This is a genomic window from Kitasatospora sp. NPDC059722, from assembly GCF_042733235.1.
In the GTDB taxonomy this organism is placed as follows: Bacteria; Actinomycetota; Actinomycetes; order Streptomycetales; family Streptomycetaceae; genus Kitasatospora.
In genome coordinates, this window is record NZ_JBHWGD010000007.1 from 107837 (window position 1) to 126603 (window position 18767).

20 protein-coding genes are annotated in these 18767 nt (G+C 74.1%); 14 read left to right on the forward strand and 6 right to left on the reverse strand.

All coding sequences use genetic code 11. The features are described from left to right. The first annotated feature begins 3 nt into the window (after positions 1-3). The 6 genes from ACFV4F_RS06530 to ACFV4F_RS06555 are packed head-to-tail and all read left to right on the forward strand — an operon-like array spanning position 4 to position 5940. The gene (locus ACFV4F_RS06530; protein WP_380437022.1) at positions 4-840 is read left to right on the forward strand and encodes a thioesterase domain-containing protein; all 837 of its coding nucleotides are present in this window, start codon (positions 4-6) and stop codon (positions 838-840) included. Further along, positions 828-2459, forward strand: a complete 1632-nt coding sequence (locus ACFV4F_RS06535) for an ABC-F family ATP-binding cassette domain-containing protein (protein WP_380500644.1) — start codon at positions 828-830, stop codon at positions 2457-2459. Before ACFV4F_RS06530 ends, ACFV4F_RS06535 begins: the two co-directional genes overlap by 13 nt. Before the next feature lie 16 nt (positions 2460-2475). After that, positions 2476-3018: a GNAT family N-acetyltransferase gene (locus ACFV4F_RS06540; protein WP_380437026.1), complete on the forward strand. Its 543-nt coding sequence runs from the start codon at positions 2476-2478 to the stop codon at positions 3016-3018. Further along, a complete protein-coding gene (locus ACFV4F_RS06545; RefSeq protein ID WP_380500645.1) occupies positions 3015-4655 on the forward strand; it encodes an amino acid adenylation domain-containing protein in 1641 nt (546 codons plus the stop codon). The genes ACFV4F_RS06540 and ACFV4F_RS06545 overlap by 4 nt, the downstream gene beginning before the upstream one ends. Positions 4656-4707: 52 nt before the next feature. After that, a complete protein-coding gene (locus tag ACFV4F_RS06550; protein ID WP_380437030.1) occupies positions 4708-5628 on the forward strand; it encodes an NAD(P)/FAD-dependent oxidoreductase in 921 nt (306 codons plus the stop codon). A gap of 3 nt (positions 5629-5631) precedes the next feature. Further along, on the forward strand, positions 5632-5940 hold the full coding sequence (locus ACFV4F_RS06555) for a phosphopantetheine-binding protein (RefSeq protein ID WP_380500646.1): 309 nt from the start codon (positions 5632-5634) through the stop codon (positions 5938-5940). Positions 5941-5973: 33 nt separating this feature from the next. Here ACFV4F_RS06555 and ACFV4F_RS06560 read toward each other — a convergent pair whose 3' ends face one another. Beyond that, positions 5974-7329: an MATE family efflux transporter gene (locus tag ACFV4F_RS06560; protein ID WP_380500647.1), complete on the reverse strand. Its 1356-nt coding sequence runs from the start codon at positions 7327-7329 to the stop codon at positions 5974-5976. Between the two features lie 99 nt (positions 7330-7428). Between ACFV4F_RS06560 and ACFV4F_RS06565 the strand changes: the two genes are divergently transcribed. The 5 genes from ACFV4F_RS06565 (at position 7429) to ACFV4F_RS06585 (ending at position 11668) form a co-directional block, all read left to right on the forward strand. Continuing rightward, positions 7429-8085, forward strand: a complete 657-nt coding sequence (locus ACFV4F_RS06565) for a PadR family transcriptional regulator (protein ID WP_380500648.1) — start codon at positions 7429-7431, stop codon at positions 8083-8085. A gap of 224 nt (positions 8086-8309) precedes the next feature. Further along, on the forward strand, positions 8310-9179 hold the full coding sequence (locus ACFV4F_RS06570; RefSeq protein WP_380500649.1) for a class I SAM-dependent methyltransferase: 870 nt from the start codon (positions 8310-8312) through the stop codon (positions 9177-9179). Between the two features lie 253 nt (positions 9180-9432). Next, entirely contained in the window at positions 9433-10317 is an 885-nt protein-coding gene (locus ACFV4F_RS06575; RefSeq protein ID WP_380500650.1) for an oxaloacetate decarboxylase, read from the forward strand. Continuing rightward, positions 10314-10655, forward strand: a complete 342-nt coding sequence (locus ACFV4F_RS06580) for a hypothetical protein (protein WP_380500651.1) — start codon at positions 10314-10316, stop codon at positions 10653-10655. Before ACFV4F_RS06575 ends, ACFV4F_RS06580 begins: the two co-directional genes overlap by 4 nt. Continuing rightward, positions 10652-11668, forward strand: coding sequence for a bile acid:sodium symporter family protein (locus ACFV4F_RS06585; RefSeq protein ID WP_380500652.1), 1017 nt, complete (start codon positions 10652-10654; stop codon positions 11666-11668). Before ACFV4F_RS06580 ends, ACFV4F_RS06585 begins: the two co-directional genes overlap by 4 nt. A 52-nt stretch (positions 11669-11720) precedes the next feature. On the opposite strand, the gene ACFV4F_RS06590 is transcribed toward ACFV4F_RS06585, so the two are convergent. Further along, positions 11721-12650 (reverse strand): LysR family transcriptional regulator, encoded by a 930-nt coding sequence (locus ACFV4F_RS06590; protein WP_380437046.1) that lies wholly within the window; start codon positions 12648-12650, stop codon positions 11721-11723. A 71-nt stretch (positions 12651-12721) separates the two neighbouring features. Between ACFV4F_RS06590 and ACFV4F_RS06595 the strand changes: the two genes are divergently transcribed. Together ACFV4F_RS06595 and ACFV4F_RS06600 are read left to right on the forward strand one after the other, a co-directional pair. Next, complete coding sequence (locus ACFV4F_RS06595; RefSeq protein WP_380500653.1) at positions 12722-13630, forward strand: SDR family NAD(P)-dependent oxidoreductase; 909 nt, start codon at positions 12722-12724, stop codon at positions 13628-13630. Between the two features lie 32 nt (positions 13631-13662). Beyond that, positions 13663-14616 (forward strand): SDR family NAD(P)-dependent oxidoreductase, encoded by a 954-nt coding sequence (locus ACFV4F_RS06600; protein WP_380500654.1) that lies wholly within the window; start codon positions 13663-13665, stop codon positions 14614-14616. Here the strand turns inward: ACFV4F_RS06600 and ACFV4F_RS06605 are convergent. The 4 genes from ACFV4F_RS06605 to ACFV4F_RS06620 are packed head-to-tail and all read right to left on the reverse strand — an operon-like array spanning position 14604 to position 17838. Next, a complete protein-coding gene (locus tag ACFV4F_RS06605; RefSeq protein ID WP_380500655.1) occupies positions 14604-15446 on the reverse strand; it encodes a hypothetical protein in 843 nt (280 codons plus the stop codon). The two genes, ACFV4F_RS06600 and ACFV4F_RS06605, sit on opposite strands and share 13 nt — an antisense overlap. Further along, positions 15443-17233 carry a GMC family oxidoreductase gene (locus ACFV4F_RS06610; protein ID WP_380500656.1) on the reverse strand — a complete coding sequence of 597 codons (1791 nt, stop codon included), beginning with the start codon at positions 17231-17233 and terminating at the stop codon, positions 15443-15445. The genes ACFV4F_RS06605 and ACFV4F_RS06610 overlap by 4 nt, the downstream gene beginning before the upstream one ends. Continuing rightward, positions 17230-17625, reverse strand: coding sequence for a hypothetical protein (locus ACFV4F_RS06615; RefSeq protein ID WP_380437056.1), 396 nt, complete (start codon positions 17623-17625; stop codon positions 17230-17232). The genes ACFV4F_RS06610 and ACFV4F_RS06615 overlap by 4 nt, the downstream gene beginning before the upstream one ends. 18 nt (positions 17626-17643) lie before the next feature. Continuing rightward, positions 17644-17838, reverse strand: a complete 195-nt coding sequence (locus tag ACFV4F_RS06620; protein ID WP_380500657.1) for a hypothetical protein — start codon at positions 17836-17838, stop codon at positions 17644-17646. A gap of 109 nt (positions 17839-17947) precedes the next feature. On the opposite strand from ACFV4F_RS06620, the gene ACFV4F_RS06625 reads away from it, so the two are divergent. Further along, entirely contained in the window at positions 17948-18721 is a 774-nt protein-coding gene (locus ACFV4F_RS06625; protein ID WP_380500658.1) for a G1 family glutamic endopeptidase, read from the forward strand. Positions 18722-18767 lie beyond the last annotated feature (46 nt).

Here is an 18767-nt window from a genome sequence, read left to right on the forward strand (position 1 = left end):
CAGATGGCGAGTCAGAATCCCGCAGCACACCCGTCCGGCGACCGGGGGGCGCCGCTCGTCCCGCTCATCGGAGAAGGCGGCCGCGAGCCGGTGTTCTGCGTGCACCCCATCAACGGCGAGGTCGGCTTCATGCTCGACCTCTTCGACATGGCCGACCTCGACCGGCCGGTGTACGGGCTGCGCGCACCCGGCATGGACGGCGAGTGCGCGCCGCTGCGCACCTTCTCCGGACTGGCCGCCCACTACCTGCGCGCGGCGCGGTCGGTGCAGCCCGAAGGGCCGTACTACCTGGCCGGGTACTGCCTCGGCGGCGACATCGCCTACGAGATGGCCGCCCAACTGCGGGCGCGGGGCGAGGACGTCGCGTTCGTGGGCATCCTCGATCCGGCCGTGCGCGACCACTCGGCGCGCGACCACGACGACGACGCGCTGCGGCGGTACCGCCTGGACGACCTGCTGGACGTCTGCCGGGAGTCCGGGCGCGACCCGGGCGGGCTCGACGTTTCCACCGACGCCGGGAAGGAGGAGCTCGTCCGCATCCTGCGCGAGCTCGGACGGATGCGCCCCGGTGACGGCGTGCGCGAGCTCGACTGGCGGGTGGAGGTCTGGGTGGCCAACATGCGCGCCATGCTCGCCTACACCAAGCCGGGGCTCGACGTCACCATCGACGTCTTCGTGAGCGACGCGGACCTGCTGCACGTGGCCCTCGAGTCCGAGGACAGGTTCGCCGCGCCGGCCCGGGTCCACAACTTCTCGGGCGACCACGACTTCCTCTTCGAGTCCCGGCACCTGGCGTCCCTGCTACACGAGGCGATGGACGGCCGGTCATGGGCCATCTAGCCGCGCACGGGCTCTCCTACACCCTGCCGGACGGCAGGACGCTGTTCTCCGACGTGTCGTTCCGGGTCTCCGGCGGCGACGTCGTCGCGCTGATCGGTGCCAACGGAGCCGGGAAAACGACGGTGCTGCGCATCCTGGCCGGGGATCTCGCCGCCACCAAGGGCGGCATCCAGGTGCAGGGCGGACTCGGCGTGATGCCCCAGTTCATCGGGTCGGTGCGGGACGACAGCACGGTACGGGACCTCCTGCTGGCCGCCGCGCCGGCCGCGCTGCGGCGGGCCGCGGCGCGGCTGGACCGGGCCGAGCCGGCGGACAGCGGGGACGAACGGGCGCAGCTCGCCTACGCCGAGGCGCTGACGGCGTGGGGCGACGCCGGCGGCTACGACCTCGAAGTCCGGTGGGACAAGGCCACGACGACGGCGCTCGGCCTCCCCATCGACCGGGCCGCGGCCCGCGCCGTCACCACACTGTCCGGCGGCGAGCAGAAGCGGCTCGTCCTGGAGGCCCTGCTCCGGGGCCCCGAGCAGGTCCTCGTGCTGGACGAACCCGACAACTACCTCGACGTTCCGGGCAAGCTCTGGCTCGAAGAGCAGCTGGCGCAGACCGACAAGGCCGTGCTGCTGGTGAGCCACGACCGGGAACTGCTCACCGAGGCCGCCACGCACATCGTGACGATGGAGGCCGGGACGGCCTGGACGCACGGCGGCACGTTCGCCACGTGGCACACCGCGCGCGAGGCCCGGTGGGAGCGGATCGCCGAGCTGCACCGGCGGTGGGGCGAGGAGCACCAGAAGCTGAAGGGCCTCGTCCGCAGGCTTCAGCAGCAGTCGGCGGTCAGCGACGCCATGACCTCGCGCTACCACGCGGCGCAGACCAGGCTGGAGAAGTTCGAGAAGGCCGGCCCGCCCGCCGAACTGCCCCGGCGGCAGAAGCTGGCGCTGCGGCTGCGGGGCGCCCGCACCGGGGTGCGGGCGATCCACTGCGAACGGCTCGAACTCACCGGCCTGATGAAGCCGTTCGACCTGGAGGTGTCCTTCGGCGAGCGGGTCTGCGTGCTCGGCTCGAACGGCTCGGGGAAGAGCCACTTCCTGCGGCTGCTCGCCGAGTCCGTCCAGGACGCGCCCACATCGGTGGAGCACTCCGGCGACTGCCGGCTCGGCGCGCGGGTGGTACCCGGGCTCTTCGCACAGACCCACCGGCACCCGGCGTGGTCCGGGCGCACCCTCGTGGACGTCCTGGCACGCGGCGAGGACGGGCGCGCCGGCGTCGATCTCCGCACGGCGATGGCGGCGCTGGGCCGCTACGGCCTCGCGGCGGCGGGCGAGCGGAGCTTCGAAACGCTGTCCGGCGGCCAGCAGGCGCGGTTCCAGGTGCTCCTGCTCGAACTCTCGGGCGCGACGCTGCTGCTGCTCGACGAGCCGACGGACAACCTCGACCTCGCGTCGGCCGAGGCGCTCCAGGAGGCGCTGGCCGGGTTCGAGGGAACGGTCGTCGCGGTCACCCACGACCGGTGGTTCGCGAAGTCCTTCGACCGGTTCCTGGTCTTCCGTGCCGACGGCCGCGTGGCCGAGACGGACACACCCGTGTGGGACGAGCGCCGCGTCGTGCGGCAGCGCTGACCTGAGGGAGTATCACATGGACCTGATCACCGTACGCCGCGTGGTGCCGGACGACTGGGAAGTCTGGCGCGCCGTGCGGACCGCCGCGCTGACCTCCGACACGGACGTCTTCGGCCCCTCCCCGGAGGGACTGCAGGAGCTGGGAGAGGAGGAGTGGCGAGACCTGCTGGACGCCGGTCTCGGCATGAAGGCCGTCGCCTTCGCCGGCTCGGAACCGGTGGGACTCGCCGGCGTCCAACTGCTCGACGGGGAACCGGCGGCCGCCGAGGGCCACAGTCTGTGGGTGCGGCCCACGGCGCGCGCACACGGTGTCGCGCGCCTGCTCATCGCGGAGACGGTGGCATGGGCTGCGGAGCAGGGGTGCGAGTCGGTCGGCGCCTGGACGGTCGCGACGAACGACCGGGCCCTGGCGGTGCTGGAGCGCTTCGGGTTCCGGGCCACCGGCCTCCAGCGCCGGCATCCCCGTGACCCGCGGGTCCGGCTCCGGGGCTCCTGCTACCTCATACCGGAGACCCGGCGCTCGCCCGCGCCCGCAGCCGGGCGGGGCGAGGCCGGATGAGCACCACGGCCCGGCCCCACCACCATCCGCTGATCCGCCGCTGGAACGCCACGGACCGGGAGTTCGCGGCCGACGCGGTCCTGCCCGACCTGCTGGACGCGGCCGCCGCCGCGCACCCCGACGCGCCCGCCGTCCGCACGACCGCCGGTGTCGCCCTCACCCACCGCCGGCTCGCGGAGGCGAGCCGGCGCATGGCCCTGGCACTCGCCGGGGCGGGCGTCCGACCGCGGACCCCCGTCGCGCTGCTCGCCGACCACGTGCCGGAGGCCGTCGTCGCCATGCACGCGACCGTCCGGGCCGGCGCGTTCTACGTCCCGCTCGACCCCAGGTGGCCGGTGCGCCGCACGGCGGACGTCATCGAGTCGATCGGTGCGCGGCACCTCGTCGCGACCGCCGGGCACCTGGCGGACGCCGAACGGCTGCGCCGCGCCGTCGGGCGCGACCTGACGATCACCGTGACGCAGGAGCAGCCGGGACCGGTGCCGACGGACCGCCCGGCCCCGGCGGCTCCGGCCGGGGCGGAGCCCGCAGACCTCGCGTACACGATCTTCACCTCCGGGTCGACGGGGCTGCCGAAGGCGGTCGCGGTCCGCCACTCCAGCGTCGTCAACCTGATCGAGTGGTTCAACCGCCGCAATGGGGTGGGGCCCGACGACATCCTGCTCCAGGTCGCCTCGTTCGGCTTCGACCTGTCCGTCTACGACGTCTTCGGCGCACCGGCGGCCGGGGCCAGCATCCTGCTGCTGACCGCGGAGGAACTGGCCGATCCCGAGCGGATCGCCGCGGCCCTGGTGGCGCACGGCGTGACGCTGTGGAACTCGGCACCCGCACTGTTCACCACGGTGTCGTACTTCCTCGACGAGTCCTCGTACGGCCGGCGCCGGGCGCTGCGCCGCGTCTTCCTCAGCGGCGACTGGATCCCGCTCACCACGCCCGCGGTCGTCCGGGCCGAGTTCCCGGGCGCGACCCTGGTGGCCCTCGGCGGAGCCACCGAAGCCTGTGTGTGGTCCAACGACTTCGTCGTCCACGAGGTGGATCAGGGCTGGGACAGCATCCCCTACGGCAGGCCGATGCAGAACTCCCGCTACTACGTCCTGCGCGAGGACCTGAGCCCGTGCGACATCGGCGAGCCGGGCGAGTTGTTCATCTCCGGCGCCTGCGTCGCGCAGGGCTACATCAACGACCCCGAGCTCAGCGCGCGGCGGTTCCTCCCCGACCCGTGGGACGAGGACGACCGGGGGTGGCGGATGTATCGGACCGGCGACCGCGCGCGCTGGACGTCCCAGGGCTGGATCGAGTTCCTCGGTCGGCTCGATTCCCAGGTGAAGGTCCGGGGTTACCGCATCGAGCTCGGCGAGGTCGAGCAGGCGGCCCGTCACGTTCCCGGTGTCGAGGAGGCGCTGGCCGTCGCCGCGGGAGACCCGCGCGACCCGTTCATCGCGCTCGCGCTGCGGAGCGCCGAAACGCTGGACACGGCGACCGTCCGCGCCCACCTCGCGCAGCGGCTGCCCCCGTACATGTGCCCCGCCCGGGTCCTGGTCACCGGTTCGCTGCCGCTCGGCAGCACCGGGAAGGTCGACCGCGCCGCGCTGCGGCAGGCCTTCACGGACGGTGCCGGCGCTGCTTTCGAGGGCTGAGCCACGGCCCTCCGCCCCGGAGGGCGAACGAAACGTCAAGCTTGGAGGACCGATGGACGACAGGTTGTACGACGTGGTGATCGTGGGCGCCGGCCCGGCCGGTCTCTCGGCCGCGATCATGCTGGGCCGCGCGAAGCGCAGCGTCCTGGTGCTGTCCCTGCCCGACCGGCGCAACTCCTCCGCGACGACCGTGCACAACGTGCCGTTCGCCGACGGGGCGACACCTGCCGAGGTCTACGCGCGGATGGAGGGCGACGCGCAGGAGTACGGCGTCGGGATCCGGTGGGAAGAGGTCGTCACGGCAAGCACCCGGGACGACCACGTCATCGTCGAGGGCGCCCTCAGCGGGCCGGTCAGGGGAAGGCGGCTGCTGCTGGCCACCGGCCGCGCGGACGAGTTGCCGTCCTGGCTGCCCGACGGGGTCTGGGGCCGGTCGGCCTTCGACTGCCCCTACTGCCACACCCACGAACGGGACGACGGTGCCTACGTCTGTGTGGGGCACAACGCGGAGGCGCTCAAACTGGCCGCGCTCACCGTCCAGTACGCGCGCGAGCTGACCGTGGTGGTCTCGGACCCCGCCCTGGCCCGGACCGCCCTCGCCGGCCTGCTCGCCGAACGCGGCGTGACCGTCCTCGTCGACACGGTCGCCCACGCGCGGGTGCTGCCGTCCGACGCGCTCGAACTCAAGACGGCGTCCGGCACCGCGCTGACCGCCGACACGCTGCTGCTCGCCGACGTGGCGCGGGCGCGGCGCCGTCTGCCCGAGGCACTCGGGCTCGACCTGACCGACCAAGGGTTCCCCGAGACCACGCTGTACGGCCTCACCTCCGACCCACTGGTGTACAGCGCGGGCAACGTCGAGGGCTCGCCGTACTTCATGTGGACGGGTGCCGCCGGCAGCGGGATCAACGCCGCACGGATGATCTGCGAGGACCTTGCGTTCACCACCGACCTGACGAAGCGTGGAGGCTGACCGATGACCGATGTCCTGGCGGTCGAGGAGATCCTGGCCGGGCTGTGGGAGCAGGTGCTGGGGAGGCGGCCGGACCCCACCAGCAACTTCTTCGACCTGGGCGGGGACTCGATGCGGGCCGCGAAGCTCACGGGCCAGGTGAAACGCGCCCTCACCAAGAAGGTACGGATGATGCTGATCTTCGAGCAGCGGCGGCTGTCCGACTACGCGCGCGCCGTACACGGCCTCCTGGCCGAGGACGACGGCGCGGTCCGGGACGCGCTGCTCGACGAGGTGCGGGAGGCCTCGGCGCACGACATGCGGCGGAGCTGAGCCCGCGGCACGGTGGGCGCCCGGCGGGTCCGTTCAGCGGCCGGTGGCGACGCGAGCATCGTCCGGCTGCTCGACGGGCGACCCGACGGGCGGCCCGGTCGGCTTGGGCCGGGTGAGCGCCACCAGGAGCGCGAGCTGCACGACCGCCCCCACCGTCAGCCCGGCCCACACGCCGTTCACGCCGAGCGGGCCCGACAGCACGGTGGCGGAACCGAGTTGGGCGCCGAGACCGGCCGCGACGGAGACGACCAGCGCCCGCCCCGCGCCCACGGCCTGGTGCACGCCGCCGACCGCGACGACGAAGGCGTACGGCAGCAGGTAGGGCGCCGCCAGGTGCAGGAAGCCGGCGGACTGCCCGGCCACCGCCGGGTCGTCGGTGAACAGCCCGGTCACCGGTCCGCCGAGCGCCGCGCACAGCACCGCTGCGACCGCTCCCAGGAGGGCGGCGAACCAGCCGGTGGCGCGGGCGAATCGACGGAGCTCGGCCTCCTCCCCGGCCCCGGCGAGACGGGCGGCCCCGATCGCGGCGGCCTGGCGCAGCGCGTAGAACGCCATGGTGACGACGAGCAGCACGCGGTAGCCGACGCCGTACCCGGCCACGGCGGCGACGCCGAAGCCCGCGACGAGCGCGAGTTGGGCCGTCCCGACGGCCATCCGGGCGGTGAAGTCGAGGCCGAACGGTGCCCCGGCGCGGACGATCCGCCGCAGCTCCGGGCCGAGCTCCGGGCCGGCTCCTCCGGCGGGCCCGCCCGTCCGGCGCTTGGCCAGCAGCCGCAGTGTGAGGGCGAACGCGACCGCCCGGGAGGCGGTGAGCGCGAGCGCGGCGCCCGTCACGCCGAGGCCCGGGACGGGTCCGGCGCCGAGGACGAGCAGCGGGTCGAGCGCGAGGAGCAGCGCGTTGGAGAGCAGCGCGATCCGCATCGGGGTGCGGGTGTCGCCGGCGCCCTTGAACAGTTCGTCGGCGACGCGCTGGCCGGAGAACAGCCCGAACGCCGGGAACACGACGGCGAAGTAGCCCGCGGCGAGCCCGGCCGCGGGGCCGTCGAGGAACCCTGCCGCGAGGTGCTCGCGCAGCAGGAAGCCGGGTACGGCGAGTGCGACGGTCACCAGCGCGCAGAGCCGCCACGCCGCGCGCGTGGTGCGGGCGGCCCCGGCGGCGTCCCCGGCCCCGAGGGCGCGCGAGAGCCGCAGGCTCGTACCGGAGACGACCACGAGGACGAGACCGAGCAGCAGGTTCTCGACGGTGCCCGCGAGGGTGACGGCGGCGACGGCCGCGCCGCCGAGCCCGGCCACCCAGTAGGCGCCGATGACGGAGGCCACGACGCCGGACAGGAGTTCGGCGTAGACCGGTCCGGCCAGTGCGGCCAGTCGTGCCAGGTGTGTGCGCATGTTCCCTCTCCCGGCAGCGCCACGGCCGCTCCCTTGAGCCACCCCCCGTCTGCCTCGAATAGAGATACATCGGACCGAGGCACATCGACAAGAGGTAAAGTGGCGCGCGCACCGGGCGCACTCCGACGAAAGGGCTTCATCGTGCTGACGCTCGCGATCCTGGGGTTCCTCTACGACCAGCCGCTGCACGGCTACGAGCTCAAGTCCCGGATCACCGGCCTCACCGGACACGTCCGGCCGGTCAGCGACGGCGCGCTCTACCCCGCCATCACCCGGCTGGAGAAGGCCGGCCTGCTGCACCGCAGGACCGAGCCGGGCAGCGGCGCCGTCCCCCGCCAGACGCTGGAGCTGACCGCCGCCGGCCGGGCCGAACTCCGGCGCCGGCTCGGCGACCCGGAGCAGGCGGAGATCACCGACCAGATCCGTTTCTTCGCCCTGGCCGCCTTCCTCCACCACCTGGCCGACCCGGCCCGCCAGGCCGCCGTGCTGCGCCGCAGGCTCGACTTCCTGGAGGCGCCGAGCAGCTTCTTCTACGACGGGCAGGGCCGGCCGGTCACCGCCGAGCGCGAGCCGAACCCGTTCCGCCGGGGCATGCTGCTGGTCGCCCGGGCCTCCGGGGCGGCGGAGCGGGCGTGGCTCGCGGAGACGATCGCGCAGCTGACGGGGGCGGGAGCCGCCGGAGCCGGGGACGCGGGGGGCTCGGGGACTTCGGGAGGCACAGGGGCTTCGGGGGACCCCGGAGCTTCGGGGGCGTAGGCCGCGCTGTCCCGCCCCCCTGCCGAACAGCACAGAAACAGCACCGAAACCGGACCGAACGGGACCGAACGGCAGGGTGGGGAAGCGGAATTACCCCGATCGACACCTGGTCCCACCGGGCCCACCCGTCGCTATGATGATCCGCCTCACGTCCGACGGGCCCGCGGGGCACCGGTGCGGCGTGAACCCGCCACCGGGCCCCGCCCGCTCCCCTGGAGGCCGCCGTGACCACGTGCGAGACCGCTGCCGTCCAATCCGCCCCGCTGCGGCGCGACGACATCCCCGGCTGGTTCTTCAGTCTCGACCGGGCGGCCTTCGGGCACCTGCTCGCCACCCAGAGCGCGGCCGGGGTCACCGGCGACATCCTCGAACTCGGCAGCTACCTCGGCCGCAGCGCGGTCCTGCTCGGCGACCACCTCCGGCCCGGCGAACGACTCACCGTCTGCGACCTGTTCGACTCCGACGCGGGCGACGCCGACAACGCCGCCGAGATGGCGATGTCCTACCGCAGGACCCTCACCCGCAGCGCGTTCGAGGCCAACTACCTCGCCTTCCACGACGCCCTGCCGGAGATCGTCCAGGCCCCCACGTCCGCGCTGGCCGACGGCCGGATCCGGGCGGACAGCTGCCGGTTCGTCCACGTCGACGCCTCGCACCTGTACGAGCACGTCGCCGGGGACATCGCCGTCGCCCGCGCGGCGCTCGCCGCCGACGGCCTCGTCGCCCTCGACGACTACCGCTCCGAGCACACCCCCGGCGTCTCCGCGGCGGTCTGGGAGGCGGTGTTCACGGGCGGGCTCCGGCCGGTGCTGCTGACCCCGATGAAGTTCTACGGGACGTGGGGCGACGCGGCGGCCGCGCGCGAGGTCCTGCTCGGCCGCGACTGGCGGGCCGAGGGCTACACGGTGGACGAGGACACCATCGCCGGGTCGTGCGTCCTGCGGCTCAACTACCAGGTCAAGGCGCCGGTCCAGCGCTCCACGCCGCGCCGGCTCGCCCTGGACCTCCTGCCCCCGGTCGCCACCCGCGCGACCCGGCGCGTGCTCCGGACGCTGCGCGAGCGCCGCGCCGTCCAGCCGGTGCGCGCCGTCTGACGGCCGGACGGGGAAGCGCCCCCACGGGGCCGGACGCAGCGGCGTCCGGCCCCGTTCGCGTGCGCCACCTTACGTGGTCATATTTTCGTATTGGCTGATTCTGCATCACCCACACGAGTGAATCACCTTAAAAGGTTTGCCCAAGGAACGTTAAAGAGCACATAGTGAGAGCGCCTCGATTTGGTCTAGGGATAGCCAAGCCCAGGCAAAATCTCGGGTGAATCGTGAGTGAATCGTGAGTGAGGAGAAGGCCTTGTTCCACGGAATCACGGCGGCTGGATACGGTCAGCGCCTGCGCGAGGACATCGCGCGGACGGGCACCACGCCGCTCATCGGGGTGTACGACATGTACTCGGCGTCGATCGCGGCCGAACACTACGACGGAATGTTCGTCTCCGGATTCGGGTTCGCCGCCTCCTATTACGGCCTGCCCGACATCGGCTTCATCGCCTGGCCGGACATGCTCTCCTTCGTCGAACGGCTGCGCGGCGCCTTCCCGCAGCACCACCTCCTGGTCGACATCGACGACGGCTACGTCGATCCCGAGGTCGCCTGCCACGTCGTGCGCCGGCTCGAACGCACCGGCGCCTCCGGCGTGATCCTGGAGGACCAGAAGCGCCCGCGCCGCTGCGGCCACGCGGACGGCAAGCTCGTCCTGCCGCTCGACGAGTACCTGGAGAAGCTGAACCTCGTCCTGGAGAACCGCACCGACCTCGTGGTCGTCGCCCGCACCGACGCCACGGAGGAGCAGGACATCCTGCGCCGCGCCCGCGCCCTGGCCGAGACGGACGCCGACGTCGTCCTCGTCGACGGGGTGCGCAGCGAGGAGTGGATCCGGCGGATCCGCCGCGTCGTCGGCGACAAGCCGCTGCTGTTCAACCAGATCGCGGGCGGCAAGTCGCCCCGGCTGTCGCTGTCGGAGCTCGGCGACCTCGGGGTGGACGTCGCGATCTACAGCACGCCGTGCCTCTTCGCCGCGCACCGGGCGATGGACGAGGCGCTCGCGGGGCTGAAGGTCAACGACGGCCGGCTTCCGGCCGCCCCGGCGAACAGCCGGCCGGTGGGCGTGCAGGAGTCCACCGAGCTGCTGGAGCGGAACATCGCCCGCGCCCGGGGGCTCGTGGAGGTCACGGCGTGACGTCGGAGTCACCCGGTCCGGTCCGCCATCGGGCATCCGCCCGGTGGCGGGCCGGCGCCGCCGGACTCGCCGGGGCGTGCGCGCTGCTCGCGGGCGGTGCGCCGCCCGCGGCGGCGGGCGGGCTGATCACGGTCATCGACAACTCGCACGCCGACTCCTGGGTGGAGGTCGACCGCACGGCCAACGTCCAGCAGGGCGGCGGCTCGGCCGGCAGCGACCACGACGGCGCCGGGGCGGTGGTCGGCGGGTCGGTGATCGGCGGGGCACTGGGAGGCGGGGCGGTGGTCGACGGAGTGGGCGCGCTGGTGGGGCCCGGAATGAAGGAAGGTGATGGATGAGCCTGCAGTGGCTGCGGCGGCGTGGCGTGGATCCCTACATGGCGGCGCTGGCCGGCACCGTCGGGCTCGCCGCCCTGTTCCCGGCGACGGGCACCGCGGCCCGCTCGGCCGCGGTGGCCTGTGACGTCGCGGTGGCGCTGCTCTTCTTCCTGTACGGCGCGCGGCTGTCCACCCGCGAGACCCTGGCCGGGCTGCGCCACGCGCGGCTGCACGGGCTGGTGCTCGCCTGCACCTTCGTCCTGTTCCCGCTGCTCGGGCTGGCCACGGCCGTACTGACGCCCGTCCCGCTCACCGACCAACTGCGCACCGGCGTGCTGTTCCTGTGCCTGGTGCCGTCGACGGTCCAGTCCTCGGTCGCGCTGACCGGCGCGGCGCGGGGCGACGTCCCGGCGGCGATCTGCGCGGGCACGTACTCCAGCCTGGCCGGGCTGGTGCTGACACCGCTGCTCGCCGCCTGGCTGCTGGGCTCGCACGCCGAGCTCTCGGCCGACGGACTGCTGCGCATCGCGGCCCAGTTGCTCGCGCCCTTCGTGCTCGGGCAGGTGCTGCGGCCGTGGATCGGCGGGTTCCTCGGGCGGCACAAACGGGTGCTGGCGCCGGTCGACCGCGGCTCGATCCTGCTCGTCGTCTACACGGCCTTCAGCGCGGCGACGGCCCAGGGCATCTGGCACCTCGCCACGCCCGGCGCCCTGCTCGGCCTGACCGCGGTGCTGCTCGCCCTGCTCGCCGCCTCGCTGGCCGCCGCCCGGCTCGGCGCCCGCGTCCTGGGGCTCGGCCGCCCGGCCGTCGTCGCGGCCGTGCTGTGCGGCTCGCAGAAGAGCCTGGCCAACGGCCTCCCGATGGCCACGGTGCTGTTCGGCTCCGAGGCCGGGCTGATGGTGCTGCCGCTGATGCTCTACCACCAGCTCCAGTTGGTGGTCGGCACGATCCTGGCGGGCCGGTGGTCCCGCGCCCCGGAGCGGGCACCGACACCCCGTGCCCCGGAGCCGACCACGTCGGCGGCGCGGGGCTGAGCGCCGGGGCGGCACCGCGTGGTACCGCTCCGGTGGCCGGGCCTGCCCGCGCTCACGGCTCCGGGACGGCGCCGGTGCCCAGTGCGGCCGACCGCAGGGCGGCGGCCAGGCGGACGAGGGGCTCGCTCGGGCAGCCGGGGAGGCGGGCCAGCAGGAGGCGCCGCAGTTCCTGCGGCCCGCCGCGAACGGGCAGGACGCGTACCCCCGGCGGCGCGGCGGCGGCCATCGCGGGGGACACGGTGGTCAGGCCGCAGCCCGCGGCCACGAGGTGCAGCTTCGCCAGCCAGTCGCGGGCGGTGTGCACGATCTCCGGTCGTTCGTCCAGGCCCGGCCACACCCCCATGAGCCGGTCCGCACCGGAGGCCGATCCGGCGATCCACCGCTGCCCGCGCAGGTCGGCCGCGTCGACGTACGCACCGCGCGCCAGCGGGTGGTTCGCCGGCACGGCCAGGCAGAGCGGGCGTTCCGTGAGCGTCTGCACCACCAGCGCCGGCGACTCCGCGTCCGGCGCGCGGAACGGCGGCGCCGACGACAGCAGCGCGAGGTCGATGCTGCCCGCCCGCAGCGCCCGGACCAGTGCCGGGGTGCCGCCCTCACGGCTGACGACGTGCACCCCCGGGTCGCCGCGCCGCAGGGCGGCCAGCGCCTGCGGCACCAGCGTCGTCCCGGCGGTGGCGACCCACCCGAGCCGCACGGTGCCGCCCTCCTCCGGCAGGCCCGACAGCTCCCGGGCGGCCGCGTCGATCTCGTCGAGCACCACCGTCGCCCGGCGCAGGACGAGCCGCCCGGCCGCCGTCAGCCGGACGCCGTCCCGCCGCCGCTCCAGCAGTTCGGCGCCCGCCGCCCGTTCGATCGAGGCCATCTGCCGGGACACCGCCGACTGGGTGTAGCCCAGCGACGCCGCGGCCGCCGTGAAGGTGCCCTGCTCGGCCACCGTGCGGAACACCCGCAGCGCGGTCAGCGACACGTCCGTGAAGTCCATGACGTTCACGCATATCACGTGTGCAATTCTTTCGCTGGCGTCATGGTCACAGCCTTCCTACCGTGGCAGGCATGAACGCCGCACGCGTGAACACCACCGCTCCCCGCGTCGCCCTAGTCACCGGCGCCAACCAGGGCCTGGGCCGCGCCCTCGTCGAGGGCCTCGCGGCCCGCCTCACCGCCGACGACCTGGTGCTGCTCACCGGGCGCGACGAGGGCCGCGTCACCGAGGCCGCCCGCGAGGTGGCCCGGCGCCCGGACAGCCGCGCCCGGGTGCACGGCCGCGTCCTGGATGTGACCGACACCGCGGCGATCGGCCGGCTCGCCGACGACCTGCACGGCCGCCACGGCGGCGTCGACATCGTGATCTCCAACGCCGTCGCCCGCCTGCTGCCCGGCGAGTCCCAGGCCGAGCGCGCCGACGAGTTCATCGACGTCTCCAACTCCGCCACCCACGCCGTCCTGCGCTCCTTCGGCCCGGTCCTGCGCCCGGGCGGCCGGCTGCTCGTGGTGGCCAGCAGCCTGGGCACCCTCGGTCACCTCGCCCCGCGGCTGCGGCACCTGTTCGACGGCGCGAACCTCGACCAGGTCGAGTACGCCGTCGAGTCGTGGCGCGCCGCGGTCCACCACGGCACCGCCGAGGAGAAGGGCTGGCCCCGCTGGCTGAACGTGCCGTCGAAGGTGGCCCAGGTCGCCGCGGTCCGGGCGGTCGCCGCCGAACGACACGCACACGATCTCGCCGCCGGGATCCTGATCGCGGCCGTCTGCCCCGGCATGGTCGACACCGCCACGTCCCGGCCGTGGTTCAGCGACTACGGCCAGGCGCAGTCCCCCGCCGAGGCGGCCCGGGCCGTGCTCGACCTCACCCTCGCCGAGCCCGTCGACCCGTCCCTGTACGGCGAGCTGATCCGCTTCGGCCGGGCCCTGGACTGGCACGGCGGCACGCCGCCGACCGAGCAGGACCGCCTTCTGACCTCGTGACAATCCACCACCTCGACAGAGGAGTTCAGCGCATGAGCACCCCCATCACCACCCCGTACGGCTTCGCGAGCACCACCAGCGAGATCGCCCGGGGCGTCGACCTCACCGGCCGCCGGGCCGTCGTCACCGGCGCCTCCTCCGGCCTCGGCGCGGAGACGGCCCGCGCGCTGGCTGGGACGGGAGCCGCCGTCACCCTCGCCGTCCGCGACGTCGCGGCGGGCGAGCGCGTCGCCAAGGACATCACCGACGCGACCGGCAACCGCGAAGTGCACGCCGCCCGCCTGGACCTCGCCGACCTCGCTTCCGTCCGCGACTTCACCGCCGCCTGGCAGGGCCCGCTGCACGTCCTCGTCAACAACGCGGGCGTCATGGCCTGCCCCGAGCGGTACACCGAGCAGGGCTGGGAGTGGCAGTTCGCCACCAACCACCTCGGCCACTACGCCCTCACCACCGGCCTGCACGGCGCACTCGCCGCCGACGGCGCCGCGCGCGTCGTCACCGTCAGCTCCAGCGGGCACCAGCTCTCCCCGGTGGTGTGGGACGACGTCCACTTCGCCTTCCGTCCGTACGACCCCTGGCTCGCCTACGGCCAGTCGAAGACCGCGAACGTCCTCTTCTCCGTGGAGGCCGACCGCCGCTGGGCAGGCGACAACATCACGGCCAACGCCGTCATGCCCGGCGCGATCTTCACCAACCTCCAGCGCCACACCGAGGGCCGCGGCAGCGGCTCCGTCCCGCCCGAGCTCCTGAAGACGGTCGAGCAGGGCGCCGCCACCTCCGTCCTGCTCGCCGTCTCACCCCTCCTGGAGGGCGTCGGCGGGCGCTACTTCGCCGACTGCAACGAGGCCGAGGTCCTGGACCGCCGCGGCGCCCCGCTGCAGGGCGTCGCCCGCTACGCCCTCGACGCGGACAACGCCCGGCGGCTGTGGGACCTTTCGGAGCAGCTGCTCGCCGACGACGCCGCAGGGGCGGGTCAGCGGATGTAGTACGGCCGGTTGTGGGCGGCGACCGGTGCGGACTGGTAGGTCCACACGCCCGCCGCCGGCGCGTCGGCGATGAGGTGGGCGAGGTCGCGGGCGGGCTCCTCGGCCGGGTTGCCCACGTCGAGGCGGACGCGGTCGGCCGAGCGGTCGTCCAGGGCGAAGAAGCGGTACGGCTGGTAGACGTTGAGCGGCCCGGCGAGCAGCCGCCCCTCGTCGTCGGTGCCGTAGCCGGTGATCGGCGTATTGTTGACCGGCTCGGACGCGAGGCCGGCCAAGTCCGCCTCCAGCGACAGCAGTTCCTCCTCGTGGCGCTGGAGCCCGCCGTCGTCGACGGTGGCCCGGCGGCAGGAGACGGACCAACGCTCGTTCACGGAGGGCGCGTTGAGGGAGGGCATCAGCGTCTCGAACCAGCCCGCCCGCTTGGGCTCGGCGTAGAGGAGACGCCCGGCGTCGATGGCCAGCGGGTTGTCGCACAGCACGTGCAGCCGGGCGGTGCCGAGCAGCTTGGTCTGGTCGTAACCCCGGGCGTACTGCCCGTAGTTCAGCTCGGGCAGGCGTTCCTCGGCGAACTCCGGGTGGGCGACGAGGTTGATCTCCACCTCCTGGGTGATCCCGCCGCCGCCCGGGTACTGCGCGAAGTACAGCTGGTAGTTGAGCGACACGCAGGCCCGCCCGTCGAACAGCGCGGGCACGAGCCCGGGGTGGCGCTTGCGCAGCAGCTCGCGCGCCCGCTCGGGCCCGACCAGGTAATCGACGCCGATGTTGTGCAGGGCGCCGTAGTGGAAGGGGAGGTAGTACGGCTCCGGCACGGGCGGGAGCGGAAGGCCGGTCATGGCGTCTCCGGGTTCGATGCGGGGAGGAGGGGGGAGGACGGTCCGGTGCGTTCGGCGCCCACCGCGAGCGGGCGGCGCACGTCCAGCAGGTCGAGGTGCATCCGCTCGGCGCTGCGCAGCGCGAGCGCGGCCATGCTGAGCGTCGGGTTGGAGGTGCCGAGGGAGGGCATCGAGCCGCAGCCGACGGCGTACAGGTTGGGGTGGTCCCAGCTGCGCTGCCACTGGTCGACGACGGACGTGCCGGGTGCGTCGCCCATGACGTGGGTGCCGCCGGCGTGGCCCGCGCCCCGGTACCCGTACGCGACTCCCCCGTGCTCGACCCGGCCCGGCCAGCCCGGTCCGGCCGGGTAGGCGGTGTGGTCCTCGGCGCCGAGCAGCGCGAACAGCTGGTCGGACACGGCCCGGGCGGAGGCCATGCCGTCGCGGACGTACGCGGTGAGGTCGTAGCGGATCGCCGGGCGCGGCAGGCCGAGCGGGTCGCGCCGGTCGGGGTCGAGGGTGACGCGGTTGGCCGGGTCGGCGGGCTGCTCCAGCTCGAACTGGAGCGAGAACTGCCGGCCCAGCCGGTCGCCGAGGCGTTCGCGCAGCTCCTTGCCGCGCAGTCCCGCGGCCAGCGCGGCCCGGGCCTCGGACTGCGGGTCTCCCCCGGCCCAGGACCAGCCCCAGTTCCCGATCTCGATGCGGAACGGAGCCCGCCGCTCCCGTCCGGCGCCGAAGCGGAAGGCCTCGAACCCGCTGGTGGAGCCCGGCCCCCGGTAGGGCCCGACCGGGCCCGGCATCAGGCCCCAGGTGAGCAGGGCGGGGTGGTCCATGAGGTTGCGCCCGACCTGGTCGCTGCGGTTGGCGAGACCGGACAGGAGCAGCAGCCGGGCGTTCTCGATCGCGTGCGCGGCGAGGACGACGAGGCCGGCGTCCACGCGGTGCGCCTCGCCGCCGTGCGTCAGGTACTCCACGCCGGTGGCGCGGCCGGTCGCCGGGTCGGCGAGGACGCGGCTGACGACGGCCCCGGTGCGCAGCTCGACGCTCGCGGACCAGCGGGCCTGGGTGCGCCGCGGCGTGTACTTGGCACCGGTCGGGCAGGCCGGGACGCAACTGGCGCTGCCGGCGCAGAGCGGTCCGGTGGCGTCGCCGGGCCGGGTCGGCCGGCCGTTGCGGGCGTGCGGGGTCGCGGTGACGGCGAGGCGGGCGGGCACGGGCACGGCCGGGTCGCGGACGGTGCGGCCATCGAGGTCGCGGGCGAGCCGGCGGTCGAGGTAGGAGGGCGGGATGGCGCGCATCGGGAACTCGTAGCCGTCGGGGAGGGGCAGTCCGACGGCGGTGCGCTGGTCGTCCGCGTCGGCCGCGACGCCGAGTTCGCGTTCGGCGTCGCGGTAGTGGGGCTCCAGGTCGTCGTAGCCGATCGGCCAGTTGCGGCCGTGCCCGAGGTCGGCGGTGCGGAAGTCCTCGGGGTGCATGCGCGGGGTGAGGCCCGTCCAGAGCAGCCCGGTGCCGCCGTTGGCGCGCAGGTAGCCGCTGGCGTAGGGCAGGGGGCCGTGCTGGACGAGGTGGCCGCCGGGCCCGGCGAGGTCGCCGACGTCGGGTGAGGGCGCGTCGGGGTTGTGCGGGTACGCCGAGGTGGGCGGGCCGCCGCCGGCGGCGCGGTGGGCGGCGGCGGTCTCGGCCGCGCCGGGGACGGTGCGGCCGGCTTCGAGCACCAGCACGCGCCAGCCCTGCGTCCCCAGCCGCTGGGCGACCAGCGAGCCGGCGATGCCCGCCCCCACGACGACCGCGTCCCAGCGCGTGCTCACAGTTCCTCGCCTCCCCGGGGCGTGTCGCCCCAACTCCCGTGGCCCGGTGCGGCGGCGCCGGGCGGGTCGGCGTGGAACGTCCGCCACACCAGCGCCCCGTCGTGGGCCCGCGCGGACCCGGGCGACTCCCCCGGCCAGGCCCCGACGTACCAGAGGTGGACGAGCGCGTGCTCGTCCCGCACCCGGTGCGCCAGCACGGTCCGGTGGTGCTCGTGGGCCATCCCGGTGGCCCGCAGCTCCGGCTCGTCGAAGCCGGTCAGCCCGGCGCAGACGCGGAGGAACTCGTCGAAGTCGGCGAGCTCGTCCAGTTCCTCGAAGTCGTCGAGGTCGTCGAGGTCGTCGAGGCGGCCCTCGGTCCCGTCAAGGTCGTCGAAGTCGTTGTCCACGCTCAAGCGGGCACCCCCACGCAGTCACCGGCAGGTGGCCAGGCCATGACACCCGAACCCGCCCGCGATCATCCCGCCTGCGCCCGCCACCGAATCGTCGATATCCGAAACAGTCCGAAACTGGCCGAACTTGATCGCCGGTGGCCTGATCGAGCGTGACTCGCGGCCGTGATGCGACCGGGTAGGCCATGCGGCCGCCACGAGGAAGTCCAGGGACATCCAAGGAATCCCCAGGATTTCTTTACCGCCCGGTGACTCATCACCGCCAACCGCCGGCCTTACCGTTGTCGACGCTTGGTCAACTCCACCCCCTCACACAGGAGTAGCCATGTCCATAGCCCGTCGACGCACGTCTCGACGCGCCCTCGTCGCCTCCTCCGCCGCCCTGCTGACCGTCCTCGGCGGCGCGGCACCGGCCCTCGCCGCCACCGCCCCCGCCATCGTCCACGCCCCGCTTGGCCACGCCCCGCTCGGCCACCACGGCGGCGGCGTGCTGCGCAGCACCAGCAGCAACTGGGCCGGGTACGCCGCGACCGGCGGCAAGTTCACCAGCGTCAGCGCCAGTTGGGTGCAGCCGTCGGTGTCCTGCTCGGGCTCCGACACCTGGTCCAGCTTCTGGGTCGGGATCGACGGGGACGGCAGCAACTCGGTCGAGCAGCTCGGCACCGAGGCGGACTGCTCGGGCGGTTCGCCGGTGTACTCGTCCTGGTACGAGATGTACCCGGCGTACCCGGTGAACTTCTCCAACTCCGTGCGGCCCGGCGACCACTTCACCGCGAGCGTCACCACCAACGGCTCCGGGTCGTTCACGCTCACGCTCTCCGACACCACCCAGGGCTGGAAGCGCAGCGTCAACAAGACCCTGCGCAGCGCGGCCCTGGCCTCCGCCGAGGTCATCGCGGAGGCGCCGTCGAGCTCCACCGGCGTCCTGCCGCTCTCGAACTTCGGCACCGTCGGCTTCAGCGGGGCGACCGCCAACGGCCAGAGCCTGAGTGCCGCGGGCGCGTCGAGCATCACGATGGCCTCGGGCAGCACCACCAAGGCCACCACCTCCGGGCTCAGCGGGGGCAGTGCCTTCTCGGTGACGTGGAAGCACAGCTGACGTAGGGCGTGTCGTCCGGCGCGCCGCCGCTACGGGCGGCGTGCCG

Bases quoted from the DNA above. Each gene is read 5' to 3' on its own strand.
- ACFV4F_RS06620 (WP_380500657.1), bottom strand. From the start codon at position 17,838: ATGTCCCTGGACTTCCTCGTGGCGGCCGCATGGCCTACCCGGTCGCAT.
- ACFV4F_RS06530 (WP_380437022.1), top strand. From the start codon at position 4: ATGGCGAGTCAGAATCCCGCAGCACACCCGTCCGGCGACCGGGGGGCG.
- ACFV4F_RS06540 (WP_380437026.1), top strand. From the start codon at position 2,476: ATGGACCTGATCACCGTACGCCGCGTGGTGCCGGACGACTGGGAAGTC.
- ACFV4F_RS06545 (WP_380500645.1), top strand. From the start codon at position 3,015: ATGAGCACCACGGCCCGGCCCCACCACCATCCGCTGATCCGCCGCTGG.
- ACFV4F_RS06555 (WP_380500646.1), top strand. From the start codon at position 5,632: ATGACCGATGTCCTGGCGGTCGAGGAGATCCTGGCCGGGCTGTGGGAG.
- ACFV4F_RS06625 (WP_380500658.1), top strand. From the start codon at position 17,948: ATGTCCATAGCCCGTCGACGCACGTCTCGACGCGCCCTCGTCGCCTCC.
- ACFV4F_RS06550 (WP_380437030.1), top strand. From the start codon at position 4,708: ATGGACGACAGGTTGTACGACGTGGTGATCGTGGGCGCCGGCCCGGCC.
- ACFV4F_RS06600 (WP_380500654.1), top strand. From the start codon at position 13,663: ATGAGCACCCCCATCACCACCCCGTACGGCTTCGCGAGCACCACCAGC.
- ACFV4F_RS06605 (WP_380500655.1), bottom strand. From the start codon at position 15,446: ATGACCGGCCTTCCGCTCCCGCCCGTGCCGGAGCCGTACTACCTCCCC.
- ACFV4F_RS06595 (WP_380500653.1), top strand. From the start codon at position 12,722: ATGAACGCCGCACGCGTGAACACCACCGCTCCCCGCGTCGCCCTAGTC.
- ACFV4F_RS06585 (WP_380500652.1), top strand. From the start codon at position 10,652: ATGAGCCTGCAGTGGCTGCGGCGGCGTGGCGTGGATCCCTACATGGCG.
- ACFV4F_RS06535 (WP_380500644.1), top strand. From the start codon at position 828: ATGGGCCATCTAGCCGCGCACGGGCTCTCCTACACCCTGCCGGACGGC.
- ACFV4F_RS06590 (WP_380437046.1), bottom strand. From the start codon at position 12,650: ATGGACTTCACGGACGTGTCGCTGACCGCGCTGCGGGTGTTCCGCACG.
- ACFV4F_RS06560 (WP_380500647.1), bottom strand. From the start codon at position 7,329: ATGCGCACACACCTGGCACGACTGGCCGCACTGGCCGGACCGGTCTAC.